We start from the raw sequence: 26135 nt of genomic DNA, 5'->3' as shown, positions 1-26135 counted from the left end.
GAACATTTATGAAAATTCAGAAGACGAAAAGCTGGATCACGATTTACGGAGTATTGGCGTTGTTGTTAATTGCCATATACTACTTATTGGACTTGAATGTTTTTGACCCTTGGGAACAATACCTCCCTTTTGTAAAAAAGCTAACTATAAGCTTATTCTTAATTGCGTTAATCTATCTGTTAAGCAAAATCATTGCGAAGATAATCGACACCCAGACCAATTCCGAAGGAGACCGCTATAACCTATTGCGAATTGTCCGGTTTCTTGCCATGGTATTCAGCCTTATTGTGGTAGCTTCATTTTTATTTCAAAACCTTTATGCAGCAGTTGTCAGCTTTGGGTTAATATCCTTGGTTATAGGTTTCGCCTTGCAAGCACCCATAGCTTCCTTTATCGCCTGGATTTATTTAATCTTTCGACGATCGTATTTGGTAGGGGATCGCATTCAGATAAAAGGTTTCCGTGGTGATGTGGTAGAGATAAGTTATCTGGACACTACAATTTTGGAATGCAACGGTGACTATCTCGGCAACGATCGAAAAAGTGGTCGTATAATTAGATTTCCAAATAGTTTGATATTGAAAGAGGAAATCATTAATTATTCTGGCCCCGAAGCTCCCTTTATCTGGAATGAAACTGCGATTCAAGTGGCCTATACCAGCGACCTACAATTTGTGGAAGAATGTTTATTAGAGGCTTCCATCAGAGATTTCAAGGAACGCTATCCACAGCTAGCACCCCATAAGCAAGATCAATGGGAACCTGCTGTGTATTTTAGAATAAATCGCTTTGCTTGGATGGAAGGTGTGGTATCCTATCCTGTTGAACCAGAAGACACCACTGGGCGCCGAAACCGCATACTTAAATATGCACTGCCCTTGCTGAACGAAGCTCCAGATAAAGTTAAATTCCCAGAAGGCGCATTGAGGTAATAAAAACAGTCTAATATGTATAGGCTCTCTTTTAATTAGACTGTATTATGCAATAACTCCTTTTGCTCCTAAGTTTCTATACCGTTCGTTTTTGGAAATCTTTAGAATTTTCTTCACCTGCTCATTACACACTTTTAATTTGCATTTTCAGGTTCATTTAAAAAGTTGCTCATAGGTGGAATGTAATATCCCCTTGTAATTGTAAGCTTAAAGTTTGAAGTGAAATTGCTAGCAATACCGCCAATAGAATTAAAAACTCTGCCCTGATTTTGGTATCTTAGCAAAAGGCATCAAAGAACAATACACCTCCTCAATTTATTTACATGCATGCACCGAAACCCAATCCAAAAATTCAGCAAGAACTCGTAAACAGTATCGTACATGGCTTTGGAATAATTTTCGGCATAGTCAGTATTCCTATTCTAATAGCCTTTGCCATAAAAAGTAATAATACACCAGGTGTTATCGGTGCAGCAATATATGGATTTTGCTTTTTACAACTTTTTACTTTTTCAACACTCTACCACGGATTTCAACATGCTCAGGCAAAACGCATATTCGAAATTCTGGACCACATCAGTATTTATTTCCTAATTGCTGGCACCTACACCCCCTTCCTATTAATTTATTTGAATAATGCTTTTGGCATTACATTATTATCCGTATTGTGGGGCCTAACCGCATTCGGAATTATTTTCAAAATCTTTTTTACTGGTAAATGGAACATTATTTCCACGCTTGTTTACATTGCAATGGGATGCATTATGATAGTAGGCGGGCGTACATTTTTTGAAACGATTCCTGACGGGGTATTGACCATGATCCTAATTGGGGGCGGCCTTTACCTTATGGGTGTTATCTTTTACCTGTGGGAAAAATACCCTTACAACCATGCTGTCTGGCATTTTTTTGTACTGGCAGCTGCTATTTGCCATTATGTAGCCATTTTATTGGCGGTTTAACAACGAGTATGGCTATCGCAAAGGAAGACCCTTGGCTGCCCAGCAAGGATAAATTTCTATGGCAGCCACCCCGCTGCGACCATAGGATCTAAGTAGGCAAGGCTATCTGCCAATCCACATAGTCCAAAATTTGAAATCCCCGCTCTTCCAATTGCTGTTTTGTCTCCAACACGGAAACCTTCTTCTCTTCTATTTCTTCACTAGCCACCTTCGGTTTTTTTGCAGCTTCAATACAAAAGAGCCAAACCAAACAAATAGTTTAAGGTATCCATGTTTTAAAAGGTTTTTTGCTTAATTGGGAGTTGTAATATTTGTTGATCCCAGTTACCTCTTCTCCAAGCCATTGTGGAGTTTCAAAAGCCTCGTCTTCACTTTCCAATTCTATCTCGGCAACTATCAGACCACTGTTATCCCCAAAAAATTCATCTATTTCAAAGAGGTGTTTTCCACAGGGAACCTCATATCTTATTTTCTCTATAACTCCAGGTTCGGCCAATTTCAGTAAGGCCTCAGCCTCTTCTACCGGAACAACGGTCTCCCATTCAAACCGGGTAGTTCCCAAGTCGCTTCCTATTCCCTTCACCGTCAGAAACCCAGTATCACCCTTGATTCTCACCCTTACCGTTCGCAAGGGGTCCGTATTTAAGAAGCCCTGCACAATTCTATTCGTATTGATCGATTCGTCCTTAAACACCTTAGAATTCACCAAAAACTTTCGCTCTATCTCTATCACCCTATATCCTATTATTTGTACTATTAACGCTCACTATCCCGGCCTATTCCTCAACTAATTTCTTTATCTGGTCCGATTCTATATATAGGTGCTCATAATGTGTATTGGCCAACCAGAGCATAGCCAAAGCAATACTCTCTGGTTTTACCGACCTGTATTTTTCCAACGGACCTACCAGCACCAAATTAAGGACTTTCATAAATTGTTTTCCCAACCATTCACCTACCCTTTTCTCCTCTCTTTTACCTCCGATTAACGAAGGTCGTAAAAAATGGGTTTTTGGTATCCCCAATTTTAAAACGGCATTTTCCATCTCTCCTTTTAGTCGGTTATAGGCAACCTTACTTTTAGCATTGGCCCCCAACGCGGAAACCACTAGGTAGCTATTAATTTTATTTGATTTACAGAGCTCCGCTGCAGCAACTGGAATACCGAAATCTATTTTCCGGTACATTTCTGCATCAGGCGTTTTTGCCTTTGTAGTCCCAATACAACAAAAGACCTCATCGGCATAAAAATCATTTTTATAGTTTTCCAATTGGAGTAAATCCCCAAGGTACTCCTCCAATTTTGGGTGCGGAAATCCAACGGAAGTTCTCGAGAAGAGCTTTACTTTAGTATAGCGGTCATCTGCCAATAATTTCCGTATTAAAACCCCACCAGTTAAGCCAGTGGCTCCCAGTATAATCGCAGTTTTTGATTCAGCCTTCATCATCTAATTTTACTAGGGTGTGAGTTTAATAAATAAAAATATGTACTCCCCTTTAGTTGTTATAAATTTACAATATGAAAATGGATTTGCCGCTACGAAAAATAATTCATGTGGATATGGATGCCTTCTACGCCTCCGTAGAACAACTAGATGATCCTACACTTAAAGGTAAACCAATTGCCGTGGGCGGAGCAGAAAAAAGAGGTGTTGTAGCTGCCGCAAGTTATGAAGCCAGAAAATTTGGTGTACGCAGTGCAATGAGCGGTTACCTCGCCAAAAAAAACTGTCCTGATCTAATTTTTGTTTCCCCTAGGTTTGCGAGATACAAGGAGATTTCCCTGCTTATTCGCAACATATTTTTAGAGTATACAGACTTAGTGGAACCACTTTCACTGGATGAGGCCTATTTGGATGTCACCATCAATAAAAAGGGAAATCCCTCTGCCTCCCTAATTGCATCCGAAATAAGAAAGCGAATTTTTGATGAAGTGGGATTAACGGCATCAGCAGGAATTTCCATAAATAAGTTTATTGCCAAAGTGGCCAGTGATTACCATAAACCCAACGGTCAAAAAACAGTAAACCCCGAAGAGGTAGTCCCTTTTGTAGAAGCCTTAGAAATCAGGAAATTCCACGGAGTGGGAAAAGTTACCGCAGACAAAATGTACCAGCTGGGCATATTTACCGGGAAGGACCTAAAGGAGAAATCGTTAGAATTCCTAACGGAACATTTTGGGAAAAATGGGGAATACTACTACCAAGTGGTTAGGGGTGTACACCATAGTTTGGTGAAACCAGACAGGATCCAAAAATCGGTAGGGGCAGAACGGACTTTTAGTGAAAATTTAAGCAGCGAAGTGTTTATGTTGGAACGCTTAAAACATATTGCTATTGAATTGGATCGGCGACTTAAAAAATCACATGTCGCAGGAAAGACTATTACTCTGAAAATAAAATACAGCGATTTTACTTTACATACAAGAAGCAAAACAATGCCGTATTTTATAGCAGATCAACACTTGATCTTGGAATTGGCAAAAGAGCTGCTTTATCAGGAAAAAATGGAGAATTCAGTGCGATTACTCGGAATTTCCTTATCCAATCTCAACACGGGGAAGACTACTGCATTGGTAGAAAAATTGCTTTCCGTACAATTGAAATTCGATTTGTAAAAAGGCAAAAAAAAACCTGCCAGATTTTTAAAATCTGGCAGGTTTAACTTTAAAAGTATATTGAGATTATTTCGTGAAATTTTCACTCCCAATTTCAGATACCCTAAGGGTATTCACCATTCCTTTTGACTTAATAGGCATAGCGGCCAAACTGATCAACATATCGCCAACTTTCAAAAATCCCTTTTCACAGGCAATTTTGTTTACATCCTCAATGGTTTCATCGGTGGATACAAACTTATCATAATAGAAAGCCTTTACTCCCCAAAGTAGGTTAAGCTGCGTAAGGATTCTTTTGTTAGAAGTAAATACCAAGATATGCGCTTTTGGTCTCCAAGCAGAAATTTGGAAAGCGGTATACCCACTATTGGTCAAGGTTGAAATAGCCTTGGCCTTAATTTCATTGGCCATATTAGCCGCATGAAAGCAAATGGATTTAGTAATATATCTATTGGTCCTGATGTGCGGATGTTCATGAGGGACTTTAATAAGGTCCGAGTTTTCAACACTCACAAGGATACTTGCCATTTTTTCAATTACCTGAACTGGGTAGTTACCCACCGAAGTCTCTCCGGAAAGCATCACTGCATCTGCCCCATCCATTACAGAGTTGGCCACGTCATTAACCTCCGCCCTAGTAGGAGTAAGGCTAGTAATCATAGTTTCCATCATCTGTGTGGCAATAATCACAGGGATCCTTGCTTTTTTGGCACGTAGCACCAACTGCTTTTGAATAAGCGGAACTTCCTGAGCAGGAACCTCCACACCCAAATCTCCTCGTGCTACCATCAACCCATCACAATACGCCACAATTTTGTCGATGTTCTCAACTGCTTCGGGCTTTTCTATTTTGGCAATGATCGGAATTTTATATTCGGAGTGCTCCTTGATAATATTCTGCAGGTCTATTAAATCCTGACTAAATCTAACGAAGGAAAGCGCAATCCAATCCACCTTCAGTGAGACAGCGAAAATAGCATCCTTAATATCCTTCTCTGTAAGGGCGGGCAAAGAGATTTTGGTATTTGGCAAGTTTACACCCTTCTTGGATTTTAAAGGCCCACCTTGAATTACCTTGGCTTTTACCTCATCCTTTTTATTGGTGGAAATGACCTCGAACATTAATTTTCCGTCATCCAACAGAATGCGTTCCCCAGCTTTCACATCTTGAGGAAATTGGGCATAGTTCATATATACTCGCTCCGAATTCCCTTCAAAAGGTTTTCCTGTAACAAAGGTAATCTCGTCTCCTGGGGAAACGACAACCTCTTCTGCCATTACACCAACCCTTAACTTAGGGCCTTGTAAATCTGCAAGTATTGAGGTATTAATCCCCAATTCTTCATTTAATTCCCTTATCATTTGTACACGTTCCGTAACGTCGTCGTAATCGGCATGGGAAAAATTTATCCTAAAGACATCCACTCCTGCGACGATCATGTCTCTAAGAACACTCTTCTTACTTGTAGCCGGACCTAAGGTGGCTACTATTTTTGTCTTTTTTAATGTTGGCATTCTATTAAAATATTAAATTGTTCTTTGATTTCAGTTTGTTTGCATCCACGCTATAGGCGGTAATCACTTTTGGGATAGAGAGCACTGACTTTAAGATTGACTCATCTACGTCCATTTCATCATGCTCTACTTTTAAAAAATAATCTACATCCTTGTATTCCGGAATAAGACTATAGGCAGTAAATGAAGGCTGGTCCTGAAAAAGGTTGCCTTCGTTTAACTCCTCCCTCACAATACTATTATTACTAATAAGGGTATAATAGCGATCGTGTATCTCGTCTGTCCAATCAAAAAAGGGAAACGTTCTAATTGATGAAATTTCCAAATCCTTTACGGCCCTTTTCAATTTTATCTTCAAGTAAGAATTAAGTGCGTATACAAGAGAATAATCCTCTATACTAGAGTGTAAAGCGATTAAGGTAAAATGTTCATCATAAATATCTTCCGAAATTTTGTATATCGCTGCCATACTTTCCGTGAAAGTCGTAAATATAGGATTAATAAAGAAACGAGCCTAGTCTAGGGAACCTATAAAAACATCTTGTCCCAACGAAAACGTTGGAGTGCCTTGTATTTTTATCCTAAGATTCCTTCATTTTGTCCTGCAATGCAAAGTAAGCTCTTTTCGAAGCTCTTTCCTCGGCTTTTTTCTTCGAGGTAGCCCTTGCCTTTGCAACAATCTTATCTGCAATGGTCAACTTTACGGCAAAATGCTTTACAGTATCATTGCCAGTATCCTCATAAACATCAAAGTTAAAGGATTTTTTTTGCTTTTGGCACCATTCGATTACTAGACTTTTGTAACTGATTACTTTTCCTTCCAACTGCTCAATATCTACATAAGGCGCAATCACCTTTTCTGAGATAAATTTATCACAATATTTATATCCTCTGTCCAAGTAAATAGCCCCTACCAACGCCTCGAAAACATTTCCGTGGATATTGTCTCCAAAACGCGATTTTGGTATTTTGCTTTCCACGTAATCTATAAGACGTAGATCTTTCCCCAATTCGTTAAGATGCTCCCTACTTACGATCTTGGATCTCATTTTGGTAAGGTAACCCTCATCTCCACCTGGCACTTTATTGTACAAATGTTTAGAAATAATGGCTCCCAACATGGCATCTCCCAAAAATTCCAATCGCTCATAGTTCATGGGATTTCCCTCCTTATCTTTCCTATTGGCAGATCGGTGAACGAAGGCTTTCTGGAATATTTCAAGGTTTTTAGGCTTAAAACCCAAGATTTTCTTCATTCCCAAAAAAAAATCCCCATCCTTTTTAGAATGGGAATTAAATAAATTGGAAGGAAAGTTCATAACTGGATGACTTAACTAATTTTTTTAAAGATCACACAAGCATTATGCCCGCCAAATCCGAAGGTATTGCTCAAAGCAACATTAACCACTCTCTTCTGCGCTTTGTTAAGCGTGAGGTTTAACTTTGGATCTATATTCTCATCTACCGTACTGTGGTTTATTGTTGGTGGCACCAGACTGTGCTCCATCGCCAATATTGAAGCGATGGCCTCTATTGCCCCCGCAGCACCCAACAAATGTCCTGTCATGGATTTTGTTGAATTAATGTTAATATTGGGCGCATGCTCGCCAAAAACCTTTGAGATGGCCTTTAATTCTGCTACATCCCCTAAAGGAGTAGAAGTACCGTGAGTGTTAATGGCATCTACATCCTCCGGCTTTAATCCGGCATCTTTAAGACAATTCTGCATAACGCGAATTACTCCAATTCCCTCAGGATGTGGTGCGGTCATATGATACGCATCACTGGATAATCCTCCACCGGCTACTTCGGCATATATCTTAGCACCCCTTGCTTTGGCGTGTTCGTATTCTTCTAATATTAGCGCACCAGCTCCTTCACCTAAAACAAAACCGTCTCTTGTTGCATCAAAAGGTCTGGATGCTGTTTCGGGATCTTCATTTCTTGTTGAAAGTGCGTGCATTGCTCCAAAACCACCCATGCCCGCAATGGTCACAGCTGCTTCACTACCTCCTGTTACCACTACATCACAATACCCTAAACGTATTGTGTTCAGTGCATCTATAATAGCATTGGCCGAAGAGGCACAGGCAGAGACCGTGGTATAATTAGGCCCCATAAATCCATACTTAATGGAAATATTACCAGGTGCAATATCAGCAATCATTTTTGGGATAAAGAAGGGATTAAACCTTGGCGTTCCGTCACCTGCTGCAAAATTTAAAACTTCATTTTGAAAAGTTTCCAATCCGCCAATTCCGGCTCCCCAGATCACCCCAGTTCTAAATTTATCTATCTTGTCCAGATCAAGACCAGAATCCAAAATAGCCTCATCAGAGGATATAAGGGCATATTGCGCAAATCTGTCCAACTTACGACCCTCTTTTCTGTCAAAATAATCTTCTGAATTATAATTTTTTAGCTCGCAAGCAAATTTTACCTTAAATTTCTCAGTATCGTAATAGGTTATAGGAGCGGAACCACTTTTGCCGCTCTTAAGCCCCTCCCAATACTCTTTTATATTGTTGCCTATGGGCGTTAAAGCTCCAAGGCCAGTAACTACAACTCGCTTTAATTGCATTGAACCAAATTTTTGTTTAACCTAATAAGTTGTGCGTAAATTAAAAAAAATTATCCATGCAGCGTCTTTACCACATGGATAATTTTTAAACTTGTTCAAGAAATCATAAAATTACTTGGCTGCTTCTATATAACTTATAGCTTGACCAACTGTAGCAATGTTTTCCGCTTGATCGTCTGGAATTTGGATATCAAATTCCTTTTCAAATTCCATTATCAACTCAACAGTATCCAATGAATCTGCGCCTAAGTCGTTGGTAAAGCTAGCTTCGGTTACCACTTCGTTCTCGTCAACACCTAACTTATCTACGATGATAGCTTTTACTCTTGATGCAATGTCTGACATAATAATATCGGTTTTAAAAATTTAAATTGTTGGCAAAAATAAAAAACTTTAGTTTAATAACACCATTTGTCGTTAAAATGTGACTAATTTAATAAAATTTAATTCAAGAGTACTATTTTAGCCTAAATTTATTTTCCTATTCAACCCCAAAACATCAAATGAAAAAAATTGTACTATTTGCTTCCGGCTCCGGATCCAATGTTGAAAATATTATTCATTTTTTTAAGGGAAATCCCGAAGTCAGTATTAAGTGCGTACTTTCCAACAACAAGGAAGCCAAAGTTTTTGAACGCTGTAACAGATTAGAGGTTAGCGCACTATACTTTAACAGACATTCGTTTTACCAGTCGGATTGTATCCTGGAACTTCTTAAATCCCTTAACCCAGACCTAATCGTTCTGGCCGGATTTTTATGGAAAATCCCAGATAACCTTATCCAAAATTTTCCTGACAAAATAGTGAATATCCATCCCGCTCTATTGCCAAAATATGGAGGCAAGGGAATGTATGGGATGCACGTCCATAAATCAGTAAAGGAAAACAATGAGCCCGAAACTGGCATTACCATACATTTTGTAAACGAAAATTATGACGAAGGCGCCATTATCGCTCAGAAAAAAGTGACATTGGAATTAGGGGACACTCCAGAAACCATAGCAGAAAAGGTGCATCAGCTAGAATATGAATATTTCCCTAAGGTGATCCAACAAGTATTAATGGGACAGTAATGGCCAAAAACGACAAGTTCTATACGGTATGGAAGGGACTAAAACCCGGAATTCATCAAAACTGGAAGGATTGCAAGGCCGCCATTGCAAATTTTAAGGGAGCTCAATATAAATCGTTTCCCACTTTTGAAGCGGCAAAAAAAGCCTTTAATGGCAATTATGACGATTATAAAGGCAAAAAGAGCAATGCCTCCGTCCTGACCAAAGATCAATTAATTAAAATTGGGACCCCAAATTTCAATTCCATCTCCGTAGATGCAGCATCTAGTGGTAATCCTGGTATTATGGAATACCGCGGGGTAGATACCAAGACCAAAAAGGAACTATTTAGGCAAGGCCCCTTTAAGCAAGGCACCAATAATATAGGGGAATTTTTGGCCCTTGTTCACGGACTAGCCTATCTAAAACAGCATAACAGCAATAGGATTATTTACACCGATTCTAGAACAGCGATGAGCTGGGTGCGCAAAAAGAAATGCAACTCCAAACTAACAGAATCTCCTAAAAACAAAGATGTTTACGACTTGGTAAGGCGGGCAGAAAATTGGCTAAAAACCAACACCTACAGCACCGTCATCGTTAAATGGGAAACCAAAGCCTGGGGAGAGATTCCCGCCGATTTTGGAAGGAAATGAGAATGTACTTAATTTTTAAAATTTGATTTCCTATGCTATGGGATTAGCATTTCAATATCCTATCTTTGCACAAATTTTAAAACTTAATGGGCAAACTATTAATTGTAGGCACGGTAGCCTTTGATGCTATTGAAACCCCTTTTGGGAAAACTGATAAAATTTTGGGAGGAGCAGCAACCTATATTGGACTGGCAGCTTCCCAGTTTAAATTGAAATCGGCTATTGTTTCTGTAGTTGGCGAAGATTTTCCACAAGAATATTTAGACCTACTAACCGATAAGAATATCGACATCTCCGGTCTACAAGTAATAAAAGGCGGAAAAACCTTTTTTTGGAGCGGTAAATATCGCAACGACCTAAATTCTAGGGATACTCTATCTACCGAATTGAACGTTCTTGCCGATTTTGAACCCATAGTTCCCGAACATTTTAAGGACGCAGATGTGGTAATGTTGGGGAATTTACACCCCAGCACCCAGCTAAGTGTAATTAATCAAATGCAAGAACGACCAAAGCTAATAGTATTGGACACTATGAACTTTTGGATGGACAATGCATTGGATGAACTAATGGAAGTAATTAAACACATAGATGTAATTACCATAAACGATGAGGAGGCCAGACAGCTTACCAATGAATATTCTTTGGTAAAGGCTGCTGAAAAAATCCAACAAATGGGGCCAAAATTTGTCGTTATTAAAAAAGGGGAGCACGGCGCCTTGTTATTCCACAAATCCAAGGTATTCTCTGCCCCTGCACTTCCTTTGAAAGAGGTGTTTGACCCTACTGGTGCGGGAGATACATTTGCAGGTGGCTTTGCAGGTTACTTGGCGGAATCCAAAAACATCAGTTTTAGCAACTTAAAACGTGCAGTAATTCACGGTTCCAACTTGGCCTCCTTCTGTGTGGAAAAATTTGGGACCGAACGAATGAAGAAATTAGATAAAAAAGAAGTAAACAACAGGTTACTCCAATTTAGGGAGTTAACCCAGTTTGATATCGAATTACAATAAATATATGCCTTGATTTTTCAGGGCATTTTTAATTTTAGATAAGAAAAATGAGTGACGCCATTAAACACGAATGTGGTATTTCCCTAATTAGGTTGTTAAAGCCATTGGAATATTATAAAGAAAAGTACGGAACTGCCTTTTACGGGGTAAACAAGATGTACTTAATGATGGAAAAGCAACATAACCGAGGACAGGATGGGGCTGGATTTGCCAGTATAAAACTGGACATGGAAGTGGGTGAAAGATACATGAGTAGGGTAAGGTCCATAGACCAACAGCCCATTCAGGATATTTTTGCCCAAATCAACGCCCGTATCAATTCCACTTTAAAGGAACATCCGGAATACGTGGATGATGTGGCCAAACAAAAGAAACACATTCCCTATATAGGCGAATTGCTTTTGGGGCATGTGCGCTACGGTACCTTTGGGAAAAATAGCATAGAGAATGTACATCCGTTCCTAAGACAGAACAATTGGATGCACCGGAATCTTATAGTTGCAGGAAACTTTAACATGACCAACGTTAACGAGCTTTTTGACAACCTGATCCAGATTGGCCAACATCCGAAGGAAAAAGCAGATACTGTTACGGTGATGGAAAAAATAGGTCACTTTTTGGACGATGCAGTAGCAAAACTTTACAAGGAGGTAAAAAAGGAAGGGTTTAATAAAAGAGAAGCTTCACCCCTAATTGCCGAACGGTTAAATGTTGGCAAAATTCTAAAGAGAGCAGCAAAGAACTTTGACGGAGGCTATGCTATGGCAGGATTATTGGGCCACGGGGATTCCTTTGTTCTAAGAGATCCAGCAGGAATTAGGCCCGTTTATTATTATATGGACGATGAAGTAGCCGTGGTAGCCTCTGAGCGACCCGCTATTCAGACCGTTTTTAATGTGAGTTTTGAGGACGTAAAAGAACTAGACCCAGGCCACGCCATTATCATTAAAAAAAATGGTAGCGTTAAGATCAAGAAAATTGTAGAACCTACAGAAAGAAAAGCCTGTTCCTTTGAACGCATTTATTTCTCTAGGGGAAGTGACAAGGAAATATACCAAGAAAGAAAGGAGTTAGGAAAATTACTTTTCCCCTTGATTCTTAAATCTATTGATGAAGATATAAAAAACACGGTATTCTCCTATATTCCCAATACTGCGGAAACCTCCTTCTTTGGGATGGTAATCGCGGCGCAGAACTACATGAACAAAAAGAAAGAGGAGCAAATTCTTTCTATTGGTAGAAAAATTACGGCAGAGGAATTACATTCCATCCTAGAAGTGCGACCACGAATAGAGAAGGTCGCCATTAAAGACGCAAAGTTAAGAACGTTCATCACTCAGGACAGCAGTAGGGACGACCTAGTTGCCCACGTTTATGACATCTCTTATGGTTCAGTAAAGAAGGGCGACAACCTGGTAATCATAGACGATAGTATTGTAAGGGGAACTACCTTAAAAAAGAGCATCCTAGGGATTTTGGACCGTTTATCACCCAAGAAAATTGTTGTAGTCTCTTCTGCACCACAGATCCGCTATCCCGATTGCTATGGTATAGACATGGCTAAATTGGAAGATTTCATTGCATTTAAAGCTGCATTGGCCCTACACGAGGAAAGAAACACCATGCAAGTGGCAGAAGATATCTATCATAAATGTATTAAACAGGTAAATAATGACGATAAAGAGATCATAAATTATGTGACGGAATTTTACTCCCCATTTACAAATGAGGAAATATCGGATAAAATTGGACAATTATTGAGTCCGCCTGAAATCAAAGCCGAAGTGCATATCATTTACCAAACCATAGAAAATCTGCACCAAGCATGTCCCAAGAATTTAGGGGACTGGTATTTTACCGGTGATTACCCAACCCCTGGGGGTAATAGAGTAGTAAACAGGGCGTTCATTAATTTTTACGAAGGTAAAAACGAAAGGGCTTATTAACATAAAATTATCTTAATGCTAACAAAAAAGGTATTTCATCGATAAAAGACACTTTTTGACGTGTTTATAGCTGGAATAGCACTGAGCACCACTAACTTGGCATTGCCATAGCATAAGTAGGTTAAGTTCATGGTAAGATTTGGGGCAAAAAAGGTGGAGATTTCTCCGCCTTTTTTATTGGCCAAAATTTAGCTTCTTTACAGCCAAATTCCATTTGTCGAAAAATTGTACCACTTTATCTGAAATGACGTATTTCAACCTTTTAAAAAGACATTCATCCAATACCTTTTCCCAATCTAAATAGTTACCTTAATTTCGAAGGACCATAGCATAAGTAGGTTAAGTTCATGGTAAGATTTGGGGTAAAAGGCAGAGCTAAGCTCTGCCTTTTTATTTTTAGTACTAGTGCACCACTGCAAGGCCTAATGAAAAGGTATTTCAAATAATACTGCTCTATTTTAACACAAAGCTTAGCAGTTCTCTTAAAACCTGCCTATTACAGAGTCCGAATTCCTATAAAATTTCCCAAAATATTTTTGTTATTTCTCCCAATACCACTATTTTAGTCGCGCCATAGCATAAGTAGGTTAAGTTTATGGTAAGATTTGGGATGAAAAGGGTGGAGTTTCTCCACCCTTTTCTATTATGTAGCCACAAAAAAGTCCCGCCTTAAATGATTAAGACGGGACTTTTAAATCTCTACTCCCCAATATAACATAACTATGTCAGCCTAGGGCAATAGTATTGATTACTTATTTTTTCCGTAAGCAGCGGCAACTTTTTCCCAATTAACTACATTGAAAAAGGCATTTATGTAATCGGGTCTTCTATTCTGATAGTTCAAGTAATAAGCATGCTCCCATACATCCAAGCCCAAAATTGGGAATCCACCACAGCCAGTTTCCGGCATAAGGGGATTGTCTTGGTTTGGTGTAGAACATATTTCCAATTTACCACCTTTGTGAACACACAACCAAGCCCAACCAGATCCAAATCTAGTTCCTGCTGCTTTAGAAAAAGCATCCTTAAAAGACTCGAAAGATCCGAAACTAGATTTTATAGCCTCGCCTAATTCCCCAACAGGCTCGCCGCCTCCGTCTGGGGACATGATATCCCAAAATAATGAATGGTTGTAAAATCCACCACCGTTGTTTCTTACTGCAGCATTGGACATATCCATATTTTTCAATAAATCCAAAATGGATTTATCAGCCATATCTGTACCTTCAATGGCATTGTTCAAATTGGTGGTATACCCATTGTGGTGCTTGGTGTGGTGAATCTCCATTGTTCTAGCATCAATATGTGGTTCTAGTGCGTCATACGCATAAGGTAACTTCGGTAATTCAAAAGCCATAATTGTATTGTTTTTAAGTTAAAAAATGTTCTTTCCCAAAATTAAGGATTTATGTAAGAATTTCAGCTAATTATTTGTTAAGAACTATTGATTATTGCTTAATTTGCGGCTAAAACAACGTGCAAGAGGCTCCTTACAAAATATATAACGCATCTGCCGGCTCCGGAAAGACCTATACCCTTGCCAAAGAATACCTTAAAATCATCCTATCCACCGATTTTAATAAGAGCTACCGAAATATTTTAGCCATAACGTTTACCAACAAAGCGGTAAATGAAATGAAGCAGCGTATTTTGGGAAGTCTTTTTGATTTTGGCAAGAAAAATGAAACTATCGAACCCCCTGCTATGTTGTTGGACATATCTAAAGAGTTAGGAGTTGCAATCCCCACACTACAAAACAGGTCTAGGCAAGCCCTTAAGGAAATTTTGCACAATTATGCCTTTTTTGATGTTTCTACCATCGATAAATTTACCCACCGCCTTATAAGAGCATTTGCCAAGGACTTAAAGTTGCCTCAAAATTTTGAGGTGGTGCTAGACACCGATCTCTTATTGGATGAGGCTATTGCCAAGCTGATTAATAAGGCAGGTAGTAATAGGGAGCTTACCAAGGTTTTGGTGGACTTTGCCCTAGAAAAAATTGACGATGACAAAAGTTGGGATATCGCTATTGACCTTCACAAGGTTGGAAAATTGCTCTTCAATGAAAATCATACCCCCCACCTTATAAAATTGGAGGGAAAAAAGATCGATGATTTTCTCCGCCTAAGATCGACCTTGATCCAAAACACAAAGGCCTTAGAGCAAGTTATCACGGAAGACGCCAACAGTATCCTTAGTATTCTGGATGAAAACGGCTTGGAATTCAACAACTTTAAGTCGAGCTACTTTCCGAAATTCATTCAAAAAATAGCTTCGGGCGATTTAAAAATGGATTTTAATGCGGGATGGAAGCAGAATTTTAGCACAGACCCCTTGTATACCAAAACATGTCTACAAGGAATAAAGGACATATTGGACGGACTCCATTCCCAGTTCAATACCTATTTTCAGCAGATTAAAGAAAACCACAGCGCTATGTCATTGATGCGGAATGCGTACAACAATCTGGTGCCCTTAACCGTATTGAACGCCATTCAACAAGAATTAAAAGATTTAGAACTGGAACGGGACTTGCTACCAATATCCTCTTTTAACAGTCTTATATCCAACGAGATAAAAGATCAACCTGCGCCGTTTATCTATGAACGTATTGGGGAGAAATACAGACATTATTTTATAGATGAATTTCAGGACACTTCCCAAATGCAATGGAACAATCTTACTCCGCTGATAGGAAACGCCTTGGAAAGTGAGGATGATTTGGGGAAAATTGGTTCCCTAATGCTAGTAGGGGATGCCAAACAAGCTATTTACCGCTGGAGGGGAGGAAAGGCCGAACAATTCCTTAATCTCATCAACTTAAATGAAAATCCGTTCGTATTTTCACCTTCAACAACAAACCTTCCTGCCAACTACAGAAGTCATGTAGAGGTCATTAAATTCAATAATGATTTCTTTACGATTACCAGTCCGTTTTTGGAAAACAGCACTTACAATAACTTGTTTTTAGAAGGGAACCAACAAACCTACAACAACAAAAAGGGTGGAATGGTCCAACTTTCCTTTATAGAAGGCGATGATGATCTGGACGAGGGGGAAGTGTATTGCAAAGGCGTATTAAATACCTTGGAGCAAATTCTGGAAAAAAAATATTCCCTAAGAGACATCTGCATCCTTACCCGGAAAAAAAAGCAAGGCATCTTATTGGCAGATTTTTTAATGCAGCGCAATATTCCCATAATTTCATCTGAAACCCTGTTACTGAATAGCAATCCCAAGGTCCGGTTTTTAATAGACCTTCTTCGTTTCAGTCTTCAGCCTATGGATTTGGAAATTTGCTTTGGAATTATAGCCTTTCTTTTTAAGGGAGAAAAGAATTTACACAGTCATATTAACAACCACCTCACGGATGTTGCTAAATTATTATGGGACAATTACGGATTTAATATTGAAACTTTAAAACAATCCTCTGTTTATGATGGCTTTGAACAAGCAATCAAGAAATTTGATCTAGCAGAAGCTTCAGATGCCTATATTACCTACCTGTTAGATGTTGTGCAGGAGGTAGAACAGAATGATGGTGCCAATAGCCAGGTGTTTTTAACTCATTGGGAAAAAAAGAAAAAATCGCTGAGTATCACCGCTCCCGAAAATGTGGATGCCGTGCAAATCATGACCATCCATAAATCTAAAGGTCTAGAGTTTCCCATAGTAATCTTTCCATTTGCCAATTCCTACATTTATGAAGAAATTGATCCCAAGTTGTGGATGCCCGTTCCTGAAGAATCTTTTAATGGCTTCCCAGAACTATTGATCAACAAGAATCAAGAAGTACTTACTTATGGTGGTACGGCAGAAACCATATATAACCAGGAACAGCACAAACTGGAGCTGGACGCCTTTAATCTTTTGTATGTAGCGTTAACCAGAGCCGAAAAAGGCCTCTATATTATCACTAAAAAAGATCTTACCCAGAAAGGAGAGCACAAAACAAAATATTATTCAGGATTGTTTATCCACTACCTTAAGGAAAAGGGACTTTGGGAAGAAAGCAAGTTGCTGTATCAGTTTGGGGATTTGGAAATGGCAGGAAACAACTTAAAATTAACTGATCCCCAAGAAAACATTCCGTACCTATATAGTTGTAAGGACCGTCCAGAATTTCGTATTTTGACTACCTCCGGAGCATTATGGGACACCGACAGGGAAAGCGCCATAAATAAAGGGAATCTCGTGCACTTGGTTATGGGGCTGATAAAAACCAAGGAAGATATCGGGAATGCCATTAGAGGCGCCATAAAAAATGGAGATCTTCCCGAGGGAGACCGAATAGAAATAGTGAAGAAGGTCTCTGCAATAGTAGAACACCCAGACCTGATAAAATACTATAGCGGTGACCAAACAGTCATGAACGAACAGGATATACTTACCAAAAGCGGAAAGATCCTACGCCCAGACCGTATCGTATTGAACAACATTAGGGCCACTATTATAGATTACAAGACTGGGAAGAAAAATACAGCATACCACCAGCAACTATACGCCTATGCAGATGCGTTGGAGGCAATGGGTTATGAAATAGAGAAGAAAATAATTGTTTATATCAACGAGGATATTATATTAGACTTTATTTAATAATAATTATGTACGGAAATATCAAATTACACTTACAGAAAGAATTGGCCGCCATTAAGGAAGCGGGACTTTACAAAGAGGAAAGAATTATTACCTCCCCTCAAGACGCGGTAATCAAAATATCTACTGGGCAGGAGGTAATCAACTTTTGTGCAAACAACTATTTGGGACTTTCGTCCCACCCAGAGGTTATTCAGGCGGCAAAGGACACTTTAGACTCCCATGGATTTGGAATGTCGTCCGTGCGTTTTATTTGTGGTACTCAGGACATCCATAAAACATTGGAAAAAAAGATATCGGAATTCTACGGCACCGAGGACACAATATTATACGCCGCAGCCTTTGATGCCAATGGCGGAGTCTTTGAACCTTTATTAGGCCCAGAGGATGCCATCATTTCGGACTCACTAAACCATGCCTCCATAATAGATGGTGTGCGCTTGTGTAAGGCAAAACGTTACCGATATGCCAACAGTGATATGGCGGATTTGGAAATGCAATTAAAACAGGCCAATGCAGATAATGCCCGATTTAAATTGATCGTGACCGACGGGGTATTTTCTATGGATGGCCTAGTAGCTCCCTTGGATGAAATCTGTGTTCTGGCAGAACAATACGACGCCATGGTAATGATAGATGAATGCCATGCAACAGGCTTTATCGGTCCAACAGGCAAAGGAACTTTGGAAGAAAAGAATGTAATGGGGAGGATAGATATCATTACAGGAACTTTGGGCAAGGCAATGGGAGGAGCTATGGGCGGATACACCACCGGAAAACAAGAGATTATTGATCTATTAAGACAACGCTCTAGGCCTTATTTATTTTCCAACTCCTTGGCCCCTGCAATAGTAGGCGCCTCCATCAAGGTTTTTGAAATGCTGGAAAAAGATACCACCCTAAGGGATAAATTGGAGCAAAATACTAAATACTTTAAGGAAGGGATAAAGAAAGCTGGTTTCGACATCATAGATGGTGACTCTGCAATTGTCCCTGTAATGCTCTACGACGCCAAATTATCTCAACAGATGGCCGAAATGCTGTTGGAAAAAGGGATATATGTAATTGGTTTCTTTTTTCCCGTAGTCCCTAAAGGAAAAGCAAGAATACGTGTGCAACTGTCTGCTGCGCATAGTATTGAGCACCTTAATCATGCGATAAAGGCGTTCACTGAAGTGGGAAAAACCTTAAAAATAATTTAATTGAGGCTATTCTCCTATTAATAGCGTTAAAAATTTTAAGATAATGATTTTGTTAATAATATTTAACAACTTACATTTGTGGTCAATAAACACTTAAATAAACTTAAAAAATCGAACATGAAACATCTTAGCAAATTATTGGTTGTTGCCTTACTTATCGTAGGTACTAACAACGTACAAGCGCAAGACGAGAATAACCCATGGCAAGTAAGTTTCGGAGCAAACGCAATTGACGTTTACCCTACTGAAGATTACAGTAGCTTTGGGAATGAATTCTTTAATGCAACAGACCATTGGAATATGCTTCCGTCTATTTCTTATGTTGGAGTATCAAAGTATGTAGGTAGTGGTTTTTCTATTGGCGCAAGAGGTTCCTTGAACCGTATCGATAAATTAGGAGATACAAGTGTTGACGATTTGTCTCACTACGCTGTTGATGGTACCATAAAATATAACTTCTTAAATAGCACCGTAATTGATCCTTTCGTTGAAATAGGTGGTGGTTATACTTGGATTGATGAAATAGGTGCTGGTACTGTAAATGGTGGTGTTGGAGTTAATGTTTGGTTCACCGAGAACATCGGTTTAACTTTACAAACTTCTTACAAGCACGCTTTCGAAGATTATTTAACTAAGCATTTCCAACATATGGCTGGTATAGCTATTAAATTTGGTGGTACTGACACTGATGGTGACGGTATATACGACAAAGATGATGCTTGTCCTGAGGTTGCTGGTTTAGAAGCATTCAACGGTTGTCCAGATTCTGACGGTGACGGTATTGAGGATAGCAAAGATGCTTGTCCTAACGAAGCTGGTCCAAAAGAATTGAACGGATGTCCTGATTCTGACGGTGACGGTGTTGCTGACAAAGATGATGCTTGTCCAAACGAAGCTGGTCTTGCTGCTTTAGCTGGTTGTCCTGATGCTGATGGTGACGGTGTTGCCGATAAGGATGATGAGTGTCCTAATGAAGCTGGTCCTGCTGCAAACAAAGGTTGTCCATGGGCTGATGCTGACGGAGACGGCGTATTAGACAAAGATGATAAATGTCCAAATGTTGCTGGAACTGTAGCTAACCAAGGTTGTCCTGAGGTTACTGAAGAAGTTCAGAAGCAATTGAACGAATTTGCTAAAACAATCTTATTTGATACTGGGAAATCTTCTATCAAAGCAGAATCTACTTCTGTAATGGTTGACATTATCACTATACTTAAAGAGTACCCTACTGCTAAATTTACAGTAGAAGGCCATACTGACAGTGTAGGTAGCAACTCTTTAAACCAAAAACTTTCTGAGTCTAGAGCGCTTTCAGTTAAAACGTTCTTGGTAGAGAAAGGAATCGAAGAATTCAGATTATCTGCAATCGGTTACGGTGAGGATAAGCCAATAGCTACCAACAATACCTCTAAAGGTAGAGCACAAAACAGAAGAGTTGAAATTAACTTGGTAAAGTAATCACCAGTTATTTTTAATACTATATTTAAAAGCTCCGCAATCGCGGAGCTTTTTTTATGGAATATATTTAAACGCCAATTAGTTCCAAATAGATCTTTACTCAACACAAAGTTTCTCTATAATATTAAGCCAGCTACAACAATGTTAAATGCATACTATACCCTATATTTAACCTGTATATTAATTGCCAAAAAAAACCATTTGTGAAAAGTTTTCTTCAGCAGCTTGTAGACCATCTATTAAGCACTTACCCCTCCTTGGATGAGTTAATATTGGTACTCCCCAGTAAAAGGGCCGGGACTGTTCTGCGGACCACCTTGGCAACAACCTCCAACAAAACTCTTTTTGCACCTAAAATCTATAGTATAGAAAGCTTTGTAGAGCATATCTCCGAGTTGGAAACAGCTAGTAGTCCAGAACAATTATTCACTTTGTACAAGGCTTACTCATCCATTACTACGGAGCAAAAGGATAATTTTTCAACTTTTGCCAAATGGGGCCAGACCTTACTTCAAGATTTTAATGAAATTGATCGCTATTTAATAGATACAAAGGATATTTTCTCTTATTTGGCTGATATACAGGAGATAAACCATTGGTCGCTTCAAAAGGATAAATCAGAAATTATATCCAATTATATTCAGTTTTGGAATCAGTTAAATCCACTGTACAACACCTTTAACCAATTGCTAAAAGCCAAAAACCTAGGTCATCAGGGACTTATATACCGAACGGCCTGTGAGCAATTGCCCCGATACCTCGAGAACAACAGCAATAAAACCCATATTTTTGTTGGTTTTAATGCCCTCAATACAGCTGAATCTTTTATTATACAAGAGATCCTAGCAAAAACTAAGGCAGAGATTTTCTGGGATAGCGACCCCTATTTCATTAACGACCCCATCCATGATGCGGGGTACTTTATAAGGCAACACCAAAAGACCTGGCCTTGGCTAAAGAACAAACCCCTAAAAGGCATTACCAATCACTATTCCGATAAAAAGGATATTAAGATCATTGGGGTACCCAAAAATGTTTCTCAAACCAAATATGTAGGCAACCTATTATTGCAAATACAGCAGGAAAATCCAGATACCCTTAAAAACACTGCCATAATACTGGGAGATGAAAACCTTTTAAACCCACTCTTAAACTCAATTCCCCAAGAAATTGAAACCGTAAATATTACCATGGGTTACCCTTTAACAAGTACGCCCTTGGCAAGCTTGTTCTCCCAATATCTTGACCTTCAAATTAAAAAGGATGCACAAGGTTGGTATTTCCAACAAATATTGGACTTTCTTTCACATCCTTATATTCAAATACTCTTTACGAACAACAAAAAAAACCACGCCACTATACTGATAGATACCATAAAAAATAACAACTGGGCTTTTGTGAACCCCAAAAATCTAAAGTCAGATTCTCCTGAAATAGACACCCTTTTAAAGTTAATTTTCTTGGAAAACAAACCTAATGGGTCCGACTTCCTAGTCAATTGCCAAAAGATTGTACTACAGCTAAAAGATTCGTTTTTATTGTCCAAAGACACCCTTGGCTTAGAATATCTCTACAAATTTTATTCGCTCTTTAACCAACTTCAGGAAATGGTGGAAGAATATGCCTTTATAAATGACCTAAGGTCTATGGAAAGTTTGTACACAGAACTTCTTAGAAAGGAGACCTTGGATTTCCAAGGAGAGCCCTTGGAAGGATTACAGATTATGGGAATGTTAGAAAGTAGGGCGTTAGACTTTGAAACTATTATCTTAACCTCTGTCAATGAAGGCATACTCCCATCGGGAAAATCGAACAATTCTTTTATTCCATTCGACCTAAAAAAGTATTACAAACTTCCCACTTACAAGGAGAAGGACGCTGTATATACCTACCATTTTTATCGACTTTTACAAAGGGCAAAAAATATATACCTAGTGTATAATACCGAACCCGACGTGTTAGAAGGTGGGGAAAAAAGTAGGTTATTGACTCAGCTCCTTACCGACGAAAATAAAATACCTGATATTACAGAGATCATTGCCGCTTCAGAGATACGCCCCACCCTTAAAACCTTACAATCCATCAACAAGGACAGCGCTCTTATGGAGTTGCTTAAGAACCATGCAACTAAAGGCTTTTCCCCCACTTCATTGAGCAACTACATTCGGAATCCGATAGATTTCTATAAAAGGAATCTTCTGGGGATAGACGATGTTATGGAAGTAGAAGAAACTGTTGCCAGCAATACCTTTGGAACCATTGTGCACGATAGCTTGGAAGATCTTTACAAGCCTTATCTGAACCAGATTCTAGATCAAACTATGATCCAGACCATGAAAGGGCAGGTAAAAGCCACCGTCTTACACCATTTTGCAAAAAGTTTTGCTGAAGGCGATATCTCCAGAGGAAAAAATCTAATAGCATATCAAGTCGTACTTAGGTATATCAGCAATTTTTTAACACTAGAATTGGAGGCGATAAAACAACATAAGATCCGAATTTTAGGAATTGAAGAAAAGCTGAGCATACACCTATCCGTCCCCGGTGTGGAATTTCCGGTTAGTTTGAAGGGTAAGCTGGACCGAATTGATGAAAAGGATGGAATACTAAGAATTATAGATTACAAAACTGGGAGAGTGACCCAACCTCAGGTAGAAATAGTGGACTGGGATACCATTGTAGCGGACTATGATTATAGCAAGGCCTTTCAGCTCCTCTGTTACGCACTTATGTATAACGACACTAAGCCGATCCAAATCATAGAGGCAGGTATAATTTCCTTTAAGAATTTAAATTCTGGGGTACTGAGTTTTGCTACAAAGGAAAAAAAGGGCAGCAGAACCAAGGATAACAAAATTACCCAAGAAACTATTGCCCTTTTTACCACTGTATTAAATAAACTGATATCTGAAATCTGTAATCCAGAAATTCCCTTAATAGAAAAAGAGGTATAACCTATTTTTTGTCAGGTCGGGTTGGCCTTACCTCAATTTTACTGGGCAAGGTCCTAGGATTCATGCGCAAGAGATCCAAAACCAGATCACCTATATCCTCAGGTTGAATTTTCCATGCGTCTTTCGCCTCAGGTTCGTTCCCGTTAAAATGGGTCGCCACGGATCCAGGCATAATGGTAGAAACTTTAATATCGTATTGTCTTAAATCTAACATAGCCGCCTGGGTAAACCCTACTACACCAAACTTACTGGCATTGTATCCAGCTCCATTGGCAAAGAAATTGGTTCCTGCCAAACTCGCTAGGGTGATATAGTACCCTTTACTCTGTTTTAAAGCGCTTACGGAAGCTTTTAAGGTATGAAAAACACCATTGAGATTGGTGTTGATCATCTGATGCCAATGTTCGTCAGAAATCTCATCTATGGGTGCAAAATGTCCAACTCCTGCATTGGCGAGCACCACATCTAAACTTCCCCACTCAGCAATTATCTGGGATATCGCAGTATGCTCATCTTCAAGCTTAGTGACATCTGACGCTATCGCCAACACATTTTCTTTAGACCCCAATTGCTTGGCAGCTGCCCTTACCGATTCAAGATTCCTGCCACTTATCGCGACCTTCATCCCTGCTTGTAACAGCTTTTGGGCCACTCCGTACCCAATCCCTTTTGATCCACCTGTTATATAGGCTATTTTACCTTTTAATTCCATTTGTTTGTTTTAGCTCAAGATAAAATTATAAGTCAGTAAGACGAAAAATAAGTCGTTATAATTTTCTTAAATGATCAGCACCGTTTTAAGAATTCTTTCTGGTAAAAATATGATGTTGGGTGGCCGTGAAATAATCCCTAAAGATCTGATTAAGTTGATTATTTTCTCGGCTAGCCGAAACGCCTAAGTAAGGATAAATTTCAATAATGGAATTGGTTAGGGTTTGAACGGAGCCTACAGCCTCAGAATGGATGTGTTGCAAAAAACCCTCAGCATACGAATTTTGATCCGTAATAGTAGTTTCAATGGCCTGGGCAAAGGAGATCATTTTCATATTGGCCTGCTGAAGGCGCATTTCAAAAGTAGCCAACTGTTCCTTGGTTATAAGCCCACTAGCACCCTCAAGAAAATGCGCAGCCATTCCAATATAATTGGCCCATAGGGTTAAATCGGCAAAAGCAGAAAATGGAATTTTAAAGATCGGATAATCTAGGTTCACCTGATTGTAAACAAAGCTGTATTTTTCATCAACCACAACCTCTTTTACATCAAAGGAATGCGTCACAGATGCCTTTAAACCCATGGTATTCCAATTCTCCAAAATTTCTACCTCATTTTTAGGGAGTAGAAAAGAGCGAATCATGGGTGAGCCATCCTTATTGCGTAATTCCTCCCCATGCTCCAAAATCTTTGCGTTCAGCGTAAAATGAGTAAGATAGGATGCTCCGGTGGCGTAATGCCATCTCCCAGAAATAGTATAGAAATCACCCTGTTTTACTGCAGTTCCAAACACTCCGCCGCTACCGCCAAAGCATACTGGGGTTTCCGTAGCGCCAAAAATTTCACGGGCCACCTGAGGCTGCAGATTTCCAACAAAAAAATTGGCACCACTGCACAGGGTTACAGTCCACCCCAAACTTCCGTCTATCTTTGCCAAGGACTGTAGTAGCCCCAATCCTTCCACGAGAGTCATTTGCAATCCGCCTAAGTTTTTTGGAACCCAAAGATTCCAAAGATTTTCCTTTTGGATCCAATTTAAAATTTCCGGAGGGAACTGATCTGCATTAAAGCAGAGCGCCCTAAGCTGCTCTATATTCTTCTTGTCTTTCATTTCTAACAATTGTTCGCCATTTTAAATACCCTGAAGTTCCAACCAAAAATAGAAATATGGTTAAGCCTGCATAAATGTAAAGGCCTTTATAAAAAAGCAGGGGAATGGAGATGATATTACTTATATTGAGATAGATCCAGTTCTCTAATTTTCGTTTGGCCATTAGCCACATTCCTGCCCAGGCAAATGCAACTACAATGGCATCCCAAAAGGGAACATCCGAATTGGTATGGTACCTCAACCAATAGGCCATCAAAAGAAAACAGCCCAATACGATCCAGAGGGCCTTTACATGTTCCCCTGTGTTGGAAATGGAAATCGGGCTTACTTCTTTTTGCTTTCCAAATTTCCAATACACCCAGCCGTAAATACTCATTACAAAATAATATAGACTCAATAGTATATCTGCATAGAGCTTGGAGTGATACAGTACATATATCCCCAGTATAATGGCCACTATTCCAAATAAATAATTGTGAACATTGTTATTCCTTGCTAGTAGTACCTGTACAATTCCGAAAGCCGTGCCCAATGCTTCCAACCAAGTAAGTTGTGTAAAAAAATCCTCAATCATTGTTCTTTTTTTGTGCAATGAAACGGGACGATGAACCAAGAGAAGAATTACAGATTTACAAATCCATAATTAGAAATCCCTACGCCGGCATTATCCGGATCAGGTACAGAGTTTTGGTACTCTTGGGTATCATCTCAGCCTACTACAATTTGCAAGCACCCCATTAAGGCAGCAAAGCTATGATTATTCTGAGGATAAATTAAGAAGGATGTGCGAAAAATTATATAAAAACACAAAACCGTTTACTTCAATAT

Annotated in this window: 22 protein-coding genes and 1 riboswitch; of the genes, 11 read left to right on the top strand and 11 right to left on the bottom strand. The window is 39.2% G+C overall.

Features of this window, described 5'->3' with window-relative positions:
* Positions 1–8: 8 nt before the first annotated feature.
* Positions 9–932: a mechanosensitive ion channel family protein gene (locus KCTC52924_RS07315; RefSeq protein WP_251806070.1), complete on the top strand. Its 924-nt coding sequence runs from the start codon at positions 9–11 to the stop codon at positions 930–932.
* A gap of 323 nt (positions 933–1255) precedes the next feature.
* Positions 1256–1894 (top strand): hemolysin III family protein, encoded by a 639-nt coding sequence (locus KCTC52924_RS07310; RefSeq protein WP_251806069.1) that lies wholly within the window; start codon positions 1256–1258, stop codon positions 1892–1894.
* 259 nt (positions 1895–2153) lie between these two features.
* Here the strand turns inward: KCTC52924_RS07310 and KCTC52924_RS07305 are convergent, their stop codons facing one another.
* Both KCTC52924_RS07305 and KCTC52924_RS07300 read right to left on the bottom strand, forming a co-directional pair.
* A complete protein-coding gene (locus KCTC52924_RS07305) occupies positions 2154–2627 on the bottom strand; it encodes a CYTH domain-containing protein (RefSeq protein WP_251806068.1) in 474 nt (157 codons plus the stop codon).
* A 43-nt stretch (positions 2628–2670) separates the two neighbouring features.
* Positions 2671–3339 (bottom strand): NAD(P)H-binding protein, encoded by a 669-nt coding sequence (locus KCTC52924_RS07300; RefSeq protein ID WP_251806454.1) that lies wholly within the window; start codon positions 3337–3339, stop codon positions 2671–2673.
* 74 nt (positions 3340–3413) lie between these two features.
* Here KCTC52924_RS07300 and dinB point away from each other — a divergent pair, with 74 nt between their 5' ends.
* The gene (gene dinB, locus KCTC52924_RS07295) at positions 3414–4511 is read left to right on the top strand and encodes a DNA polymerase IV (RefSeq protein WP_251806067.1); all 1098 of its coding nucleotides are present in this window, start codon (positions 3414–3416) and stop codon (positions 4509–4511) included.
* Between the two features lie 66 nt (positions 4512–4577).
* On the opposite strand, the gene pyk is transcribed toward dinB, so the two are convergent.
* The 5 genes from pyk to KCTC52924_RS07270 all read right to left on the bottom strand — a co-directional run bounded on the left by pyk (position 4578) and on the right by KCTC52924_RS07270 (position 8952).
* A complete protein-coding gene (gene pyk / locus KCTC52924_RS07290) occupies positions 4578–6026 on the bottom strand; it encodes a pyruvate kinase (protein WP_251806066.1) in 1449 nt (482 codons plus the stop codon).
* Positions 6027–6030: 4 nt separating this feature from the next.
* On the bottom strand, positions 6031–6495 hold the full coding sequence (locus tag KCTC52924_RS07285; RefSeq protein ID WP_251806065.1) for an IPExxxVDY family protein: 465 nt from the start codon (positions 6493–6495) through the stop codon (positions 6031–6033).
* Between the two features lie 112 nt (positions 6496–6607).
* A complete protein-coding gene (rnc, locus tag KCTC52924_RS07280; protein WP_251806064.1) occupies positions 6608–7345 on the bottom strand; it encodes a ribonuclease III in 738 nt (245 codons plus the stop codon).
* A gap of 11 nt (positions 7346–7356) precedes the next feature.
* Positions 7357–8607 carry a beta-ketoacyl-ACP synthase II gene (gene fabF, locus KCTC52924_RS07275; RefSeq protein ID WP_251806063.1) on the bottom strand — a complete coding sequence of 417 codons (1251 nt, stop codon included), beginning with the start codon at positions 8605–8607 and terminating at the stop codon, positions 7357–7359.
* Between the two features lie 111 nt (positions 8608–8718).
* A complete protein-coding gene (locus KCTC52924_RS07270) occupies positions 8719–8952 on the bottom strand; it encodes an acyl carrier protein (RefSeq protein ID WP_007647141.1) in 234 nt (77 codons plus the stop codon).
* 158 nt (positions 8953–9110) lie between these two features.
* On the opposite strand from KCTC52924_RS07270, the gene purN reads away from it, so the two are divergent.
* The 4 genes from purN (at position 9111) to KCTC52924_RS07250 (ending at position 13274) form a co-directional block, all read left to right on the top strand.
* On the top strand, positions 9111–9680 hold the full coding sequence (purN, locus tag KCTC52924_RS07265; protein WP_251806062.1) for a phosphoribosylglycinamide formyltransferase: 570 nt from the start codon (positions 9111–9113) through the stop codon (positions 9678–9680).
* Positions 9680–10315 (top strand): viroplasmin family protein, encoded by a 636-nt coding sequence (locus KCTC52924_RS07260; RefSeq protein WP_251806061.1) that lies wholly within the window; start codon positions 9680–9682, stop codon positions 10313–10315. The genes purN and KCTC52924_RS07260 overlap by 1 nt, the downstream gene beginning before the upstream one ends.
* 86 nt (positions 10316–10401) lie before the next feature.
* Entirely contained in the window at positions 10402–11328 is a 927-nt protein-coding gene (locus KCTC52924_RS07255; protein WP_251806060.1) for a PfkB family carbohydrate kinase, read from the top strand.
* Between the two features lie 47 nt (positions 11329–11375).
* Entirely contained in the window at positions 11376–13274 is a 1899-nt protein-coding gene (locus KCTC52924_RS07250; RefSeq protein ID WP_251806059.1) for an amidophosphoribosyltransferase, read from the top strand.
* A gap of 748 nt (positions 13275–14022) precedes the next feature.
* Here KCTC52924_RS07250 and KCTC52924_RS07245 read toward each other — a convergent pair.
* A complete protein-coding gene (locus tag KCTC52924_RS07245) occupies positions 14023–14631 on the bottom strand; it encodes a superoxide dismutase (protein WP_251806058.1) in 609 nt (202 codons plus the stop codon).
* 119 nt (positions 14632–14750) lie between these two features.
* On the opposite strand from KCTC52924_RS07245, the gene KCTC52924_RS07240 reads away from it, so the two are divergent.
* The 4 genes from KCTC52924_RS07240 (at position 14751) to KCTC52924_RS07225 (ending at position 23484) form a co-directional block, all read left to right on the top strand.
* Positions 14751–17870, top strand: a complete 3120-nt coding sequence (locus KCTC52924_RS07240; protein ID WP_251806057.1) for a UvrD-helicase domain-containing protein — start codon at positions 14751–14753, stop codon at positions 17868–17870.
* A gap of 8 nt (positions 17871–17878) precedes the next feature.
* The gene (gene kbl, locus KCTC52924_RS07235) at positions 17879–19072 is read left to right on the top strand and encodes a glycine C-acetyltransferase (RefSeq protein ID WP_251806056.1); all 1194 of its coding nucleotides are present in this window, start codon (positions 17879–17881) and stop codon (positions 19070–19072) included.
* Positions 19073–19189: 117 nt separating this feature from the next.
* On the top strand, positions 19190–20530 hold the full coding sequence (locus KCTC52924_RS07230; RefSeq protein WP_251806055.1) for an OmpA family protein: 1341 nt from the start codon (positions 19190–19192) through the stop codon (positions 20528–20530).
* Positions 20531–20733: 203 nt separating this feature from the next.
* Positions 20734–23484: a PD-(D/E)XK nuclease family protein gene (locus tag KCTC52924_RS07225; protein WP_251806054.1), complete on the top strand. Its 2751-nt coding sequence runs from the start codon at positions 20734–20736 to the stop codon at positions 23482–23484.
* Position 23485: 1 nt separating this feature from the next.
* On the opposite strand, the gene KCTC52924_RS07220 is transcribed toward KCTC52924_RS07225, so the two are convergent.
* From KCTC52924_RS07220 to pnuC, 3 genes are all read right to left on the bottom strand, one after another.
* A complete protein-coding gene (locus tag KCTC52924_RS07220) occupies positions 23486–24196 on the bottom strand; it encodes an SDR family oxidoreductase (RefSeq protein WP_251806053.1) in 711 nt (236 codons plus the stop codon).
* Positions 24197–24281: 85 nt separating this feature from the next.
* Positions 24282–25307: an acyl-CoA dehydrogenase gene (locus KCTC52924_RS07215; RefSeq protein WP_251806052.1), complete on the bottom strand. Its 1026-nt coding sequence runs from the start codon at positions 25305–25307 to the stop codon at positions 24282–24284.
* Positions 25276–25881, bottom strand: coding sequence for a nicotinamide riboside transporter PnuC (gene pnuC / locus KCTC52924_RS07210; protein ID WP_251806051.1), 606 nt, complete (start codon positions 25879–25881; stop codon positions 25276–25278). Before pnuC ends, KCTC52924_RS07215 begins: the two co-directional genes overlap by 32 nt.
* 59 nt (positions 25882–25940) lie before the next feature.
* Positions 25941–26053, bottom strand: a riboswitch (TPP riboswitch).
* Positions 26054–26135 lie beyond the last annotated feature (82 nt).

Source organism: Arenibacter antarcticus (assembly GCF_041320605.1).
In the GTDB taxonomy this organism is placed as follows: Bacteria; Bacteroidota; Bacteroidia; order Flavobacteriales; family Flavobacteriaceae; genus Arenibacter; species Arenibacter antarcticus.
The sequence above is the reverse complement of the archived record's forward strand: the minus strand, read 5'-3'. Positions and strand labels throughout refer to the sequence as shown.

Coding starts and splice junctions, on each gene's coding strand:
- KCTC52924_RS07250 (WP_251806059.1), top strand. CDS start 11,376: ATGAGTGACGCCATTAAACACGAATGTGGTATTTCCCTAATTAGGTTG.
- KCTC52924_RS07270 (WP_007647141.1), bottom strand. CDS start 8,952: ATGTCAGACATTGCATCAAGAGTAAAAGCTATCATCGTAGATAAGTTA.
- pnuC (WP_251806051.1), bottom strand. CDS start 25,881: ATGATTGAGGATTTTTTTACACAACTTACTTGGTTGGAAGCATTGGGC.
- dinB (WP_251806067.1), top strand. CDS start 3,414: ATGAAAATGGATTTGCCGCTACGAAAAATAATTCATGTGGATATGGAT.
- KCTC52924_RS07310 (WP_251806069.1), top strand. CDS start 1,256: ATGCATGCACCGAAACCCAATCCAAAAATTCAGCAAGAACTCGTAAAC.
- KCTC52924_RS07245 (WP_251806058.1), bottom strand. CDS start 14,631: ATGGCTTTTGAATTACCGAAGTTACCTTATGCGTATGACGCACTAGAA.
- fabF (WP_251806063.1), bottom strand. CDS start 8,607: ATGCAATTAAAGCGAGTTGTAGTTACTGGCCTTGGAGCTTTAACGCCC.
- KCTC52924_RS07260 (WP_251806061.1), top strand. CDS start 9,680: ATGGCCAAAAACGACAAGTTCTATACGGTATGGAAGGGACTAAAACCC.
- KCTC52924_RS07215 (WP_251806052.1), bottom strand. CDS start 25,307: ATGAAAGACAAGAAGAATATAGAGCAGCTTAGGGCGCTCTGCTTTAAT.
- KCTC52924_RS07285 (WP_251806065.1), bottom strand. CDS start 6,495: ATGGCAGCGATATACAAAATTTCGGAAGATATTTATGATGAACATTTT.
- KCTC52924_RS07300 (WP_251806454.1), bottom strand. CDS start 3,339: ATGAAGGCTGAATCAAAAACTGCGATTATACTGGGAGCCACTGGCTTA.
- rnc (WP_251806064.1), bottom strand. CDS start 7,345: ATGAACTTTCCTTCCAATTTATTTAATTCCCATTCTAAAAAGGATGGG.
- KCTC52924_RS07255 (WP_251806060.1), top strand. CDS start 10,402: ATGGGCAAACTATTAATTGTAGGCACGGTAGCCTTTGATGCTATTGAA.
- pyk (WP_251806066.1), bottom strand. CDS start 6,026: ATGCCAACATTAAAAAAGACAAAAATAGTAGCCACCTTAGGTCCGGCT.
- kbl (WP_251806056.1), top strand. CDS start 17,879: ATGTACGGAAATATCAAATTACACTTACAGAAAGAATTGGCCGCCATT.
- KCTC52924_RS07230 (WP_251806055.1), top strand. CDS start 19,190: ATGAAACATCTTAGCAAATTATTGGTTGTTGCCTTACTTATCGTAGGT.
- KCTC52924_RS07315 (WP_251806070.1), top strand. CDS start 9: ATGAAAATTCAGAAGACGAAAAGCTGGATCACGATTTACGGAGTATTG.
- purN (WP_251806062.1), top strand. CDS start 9,111: ATGAAAAAAATTGTACTATTTGCTTCCGGCTCCGGATCCAATGTTGAA.
- KCTC52924_RS07220 (WP_251806053.1), bottom strand. CDS start 24,196: ATGGAATTAAAAGGTAAAATAGCCTATATAACAGGTGGATCAAAAGGG.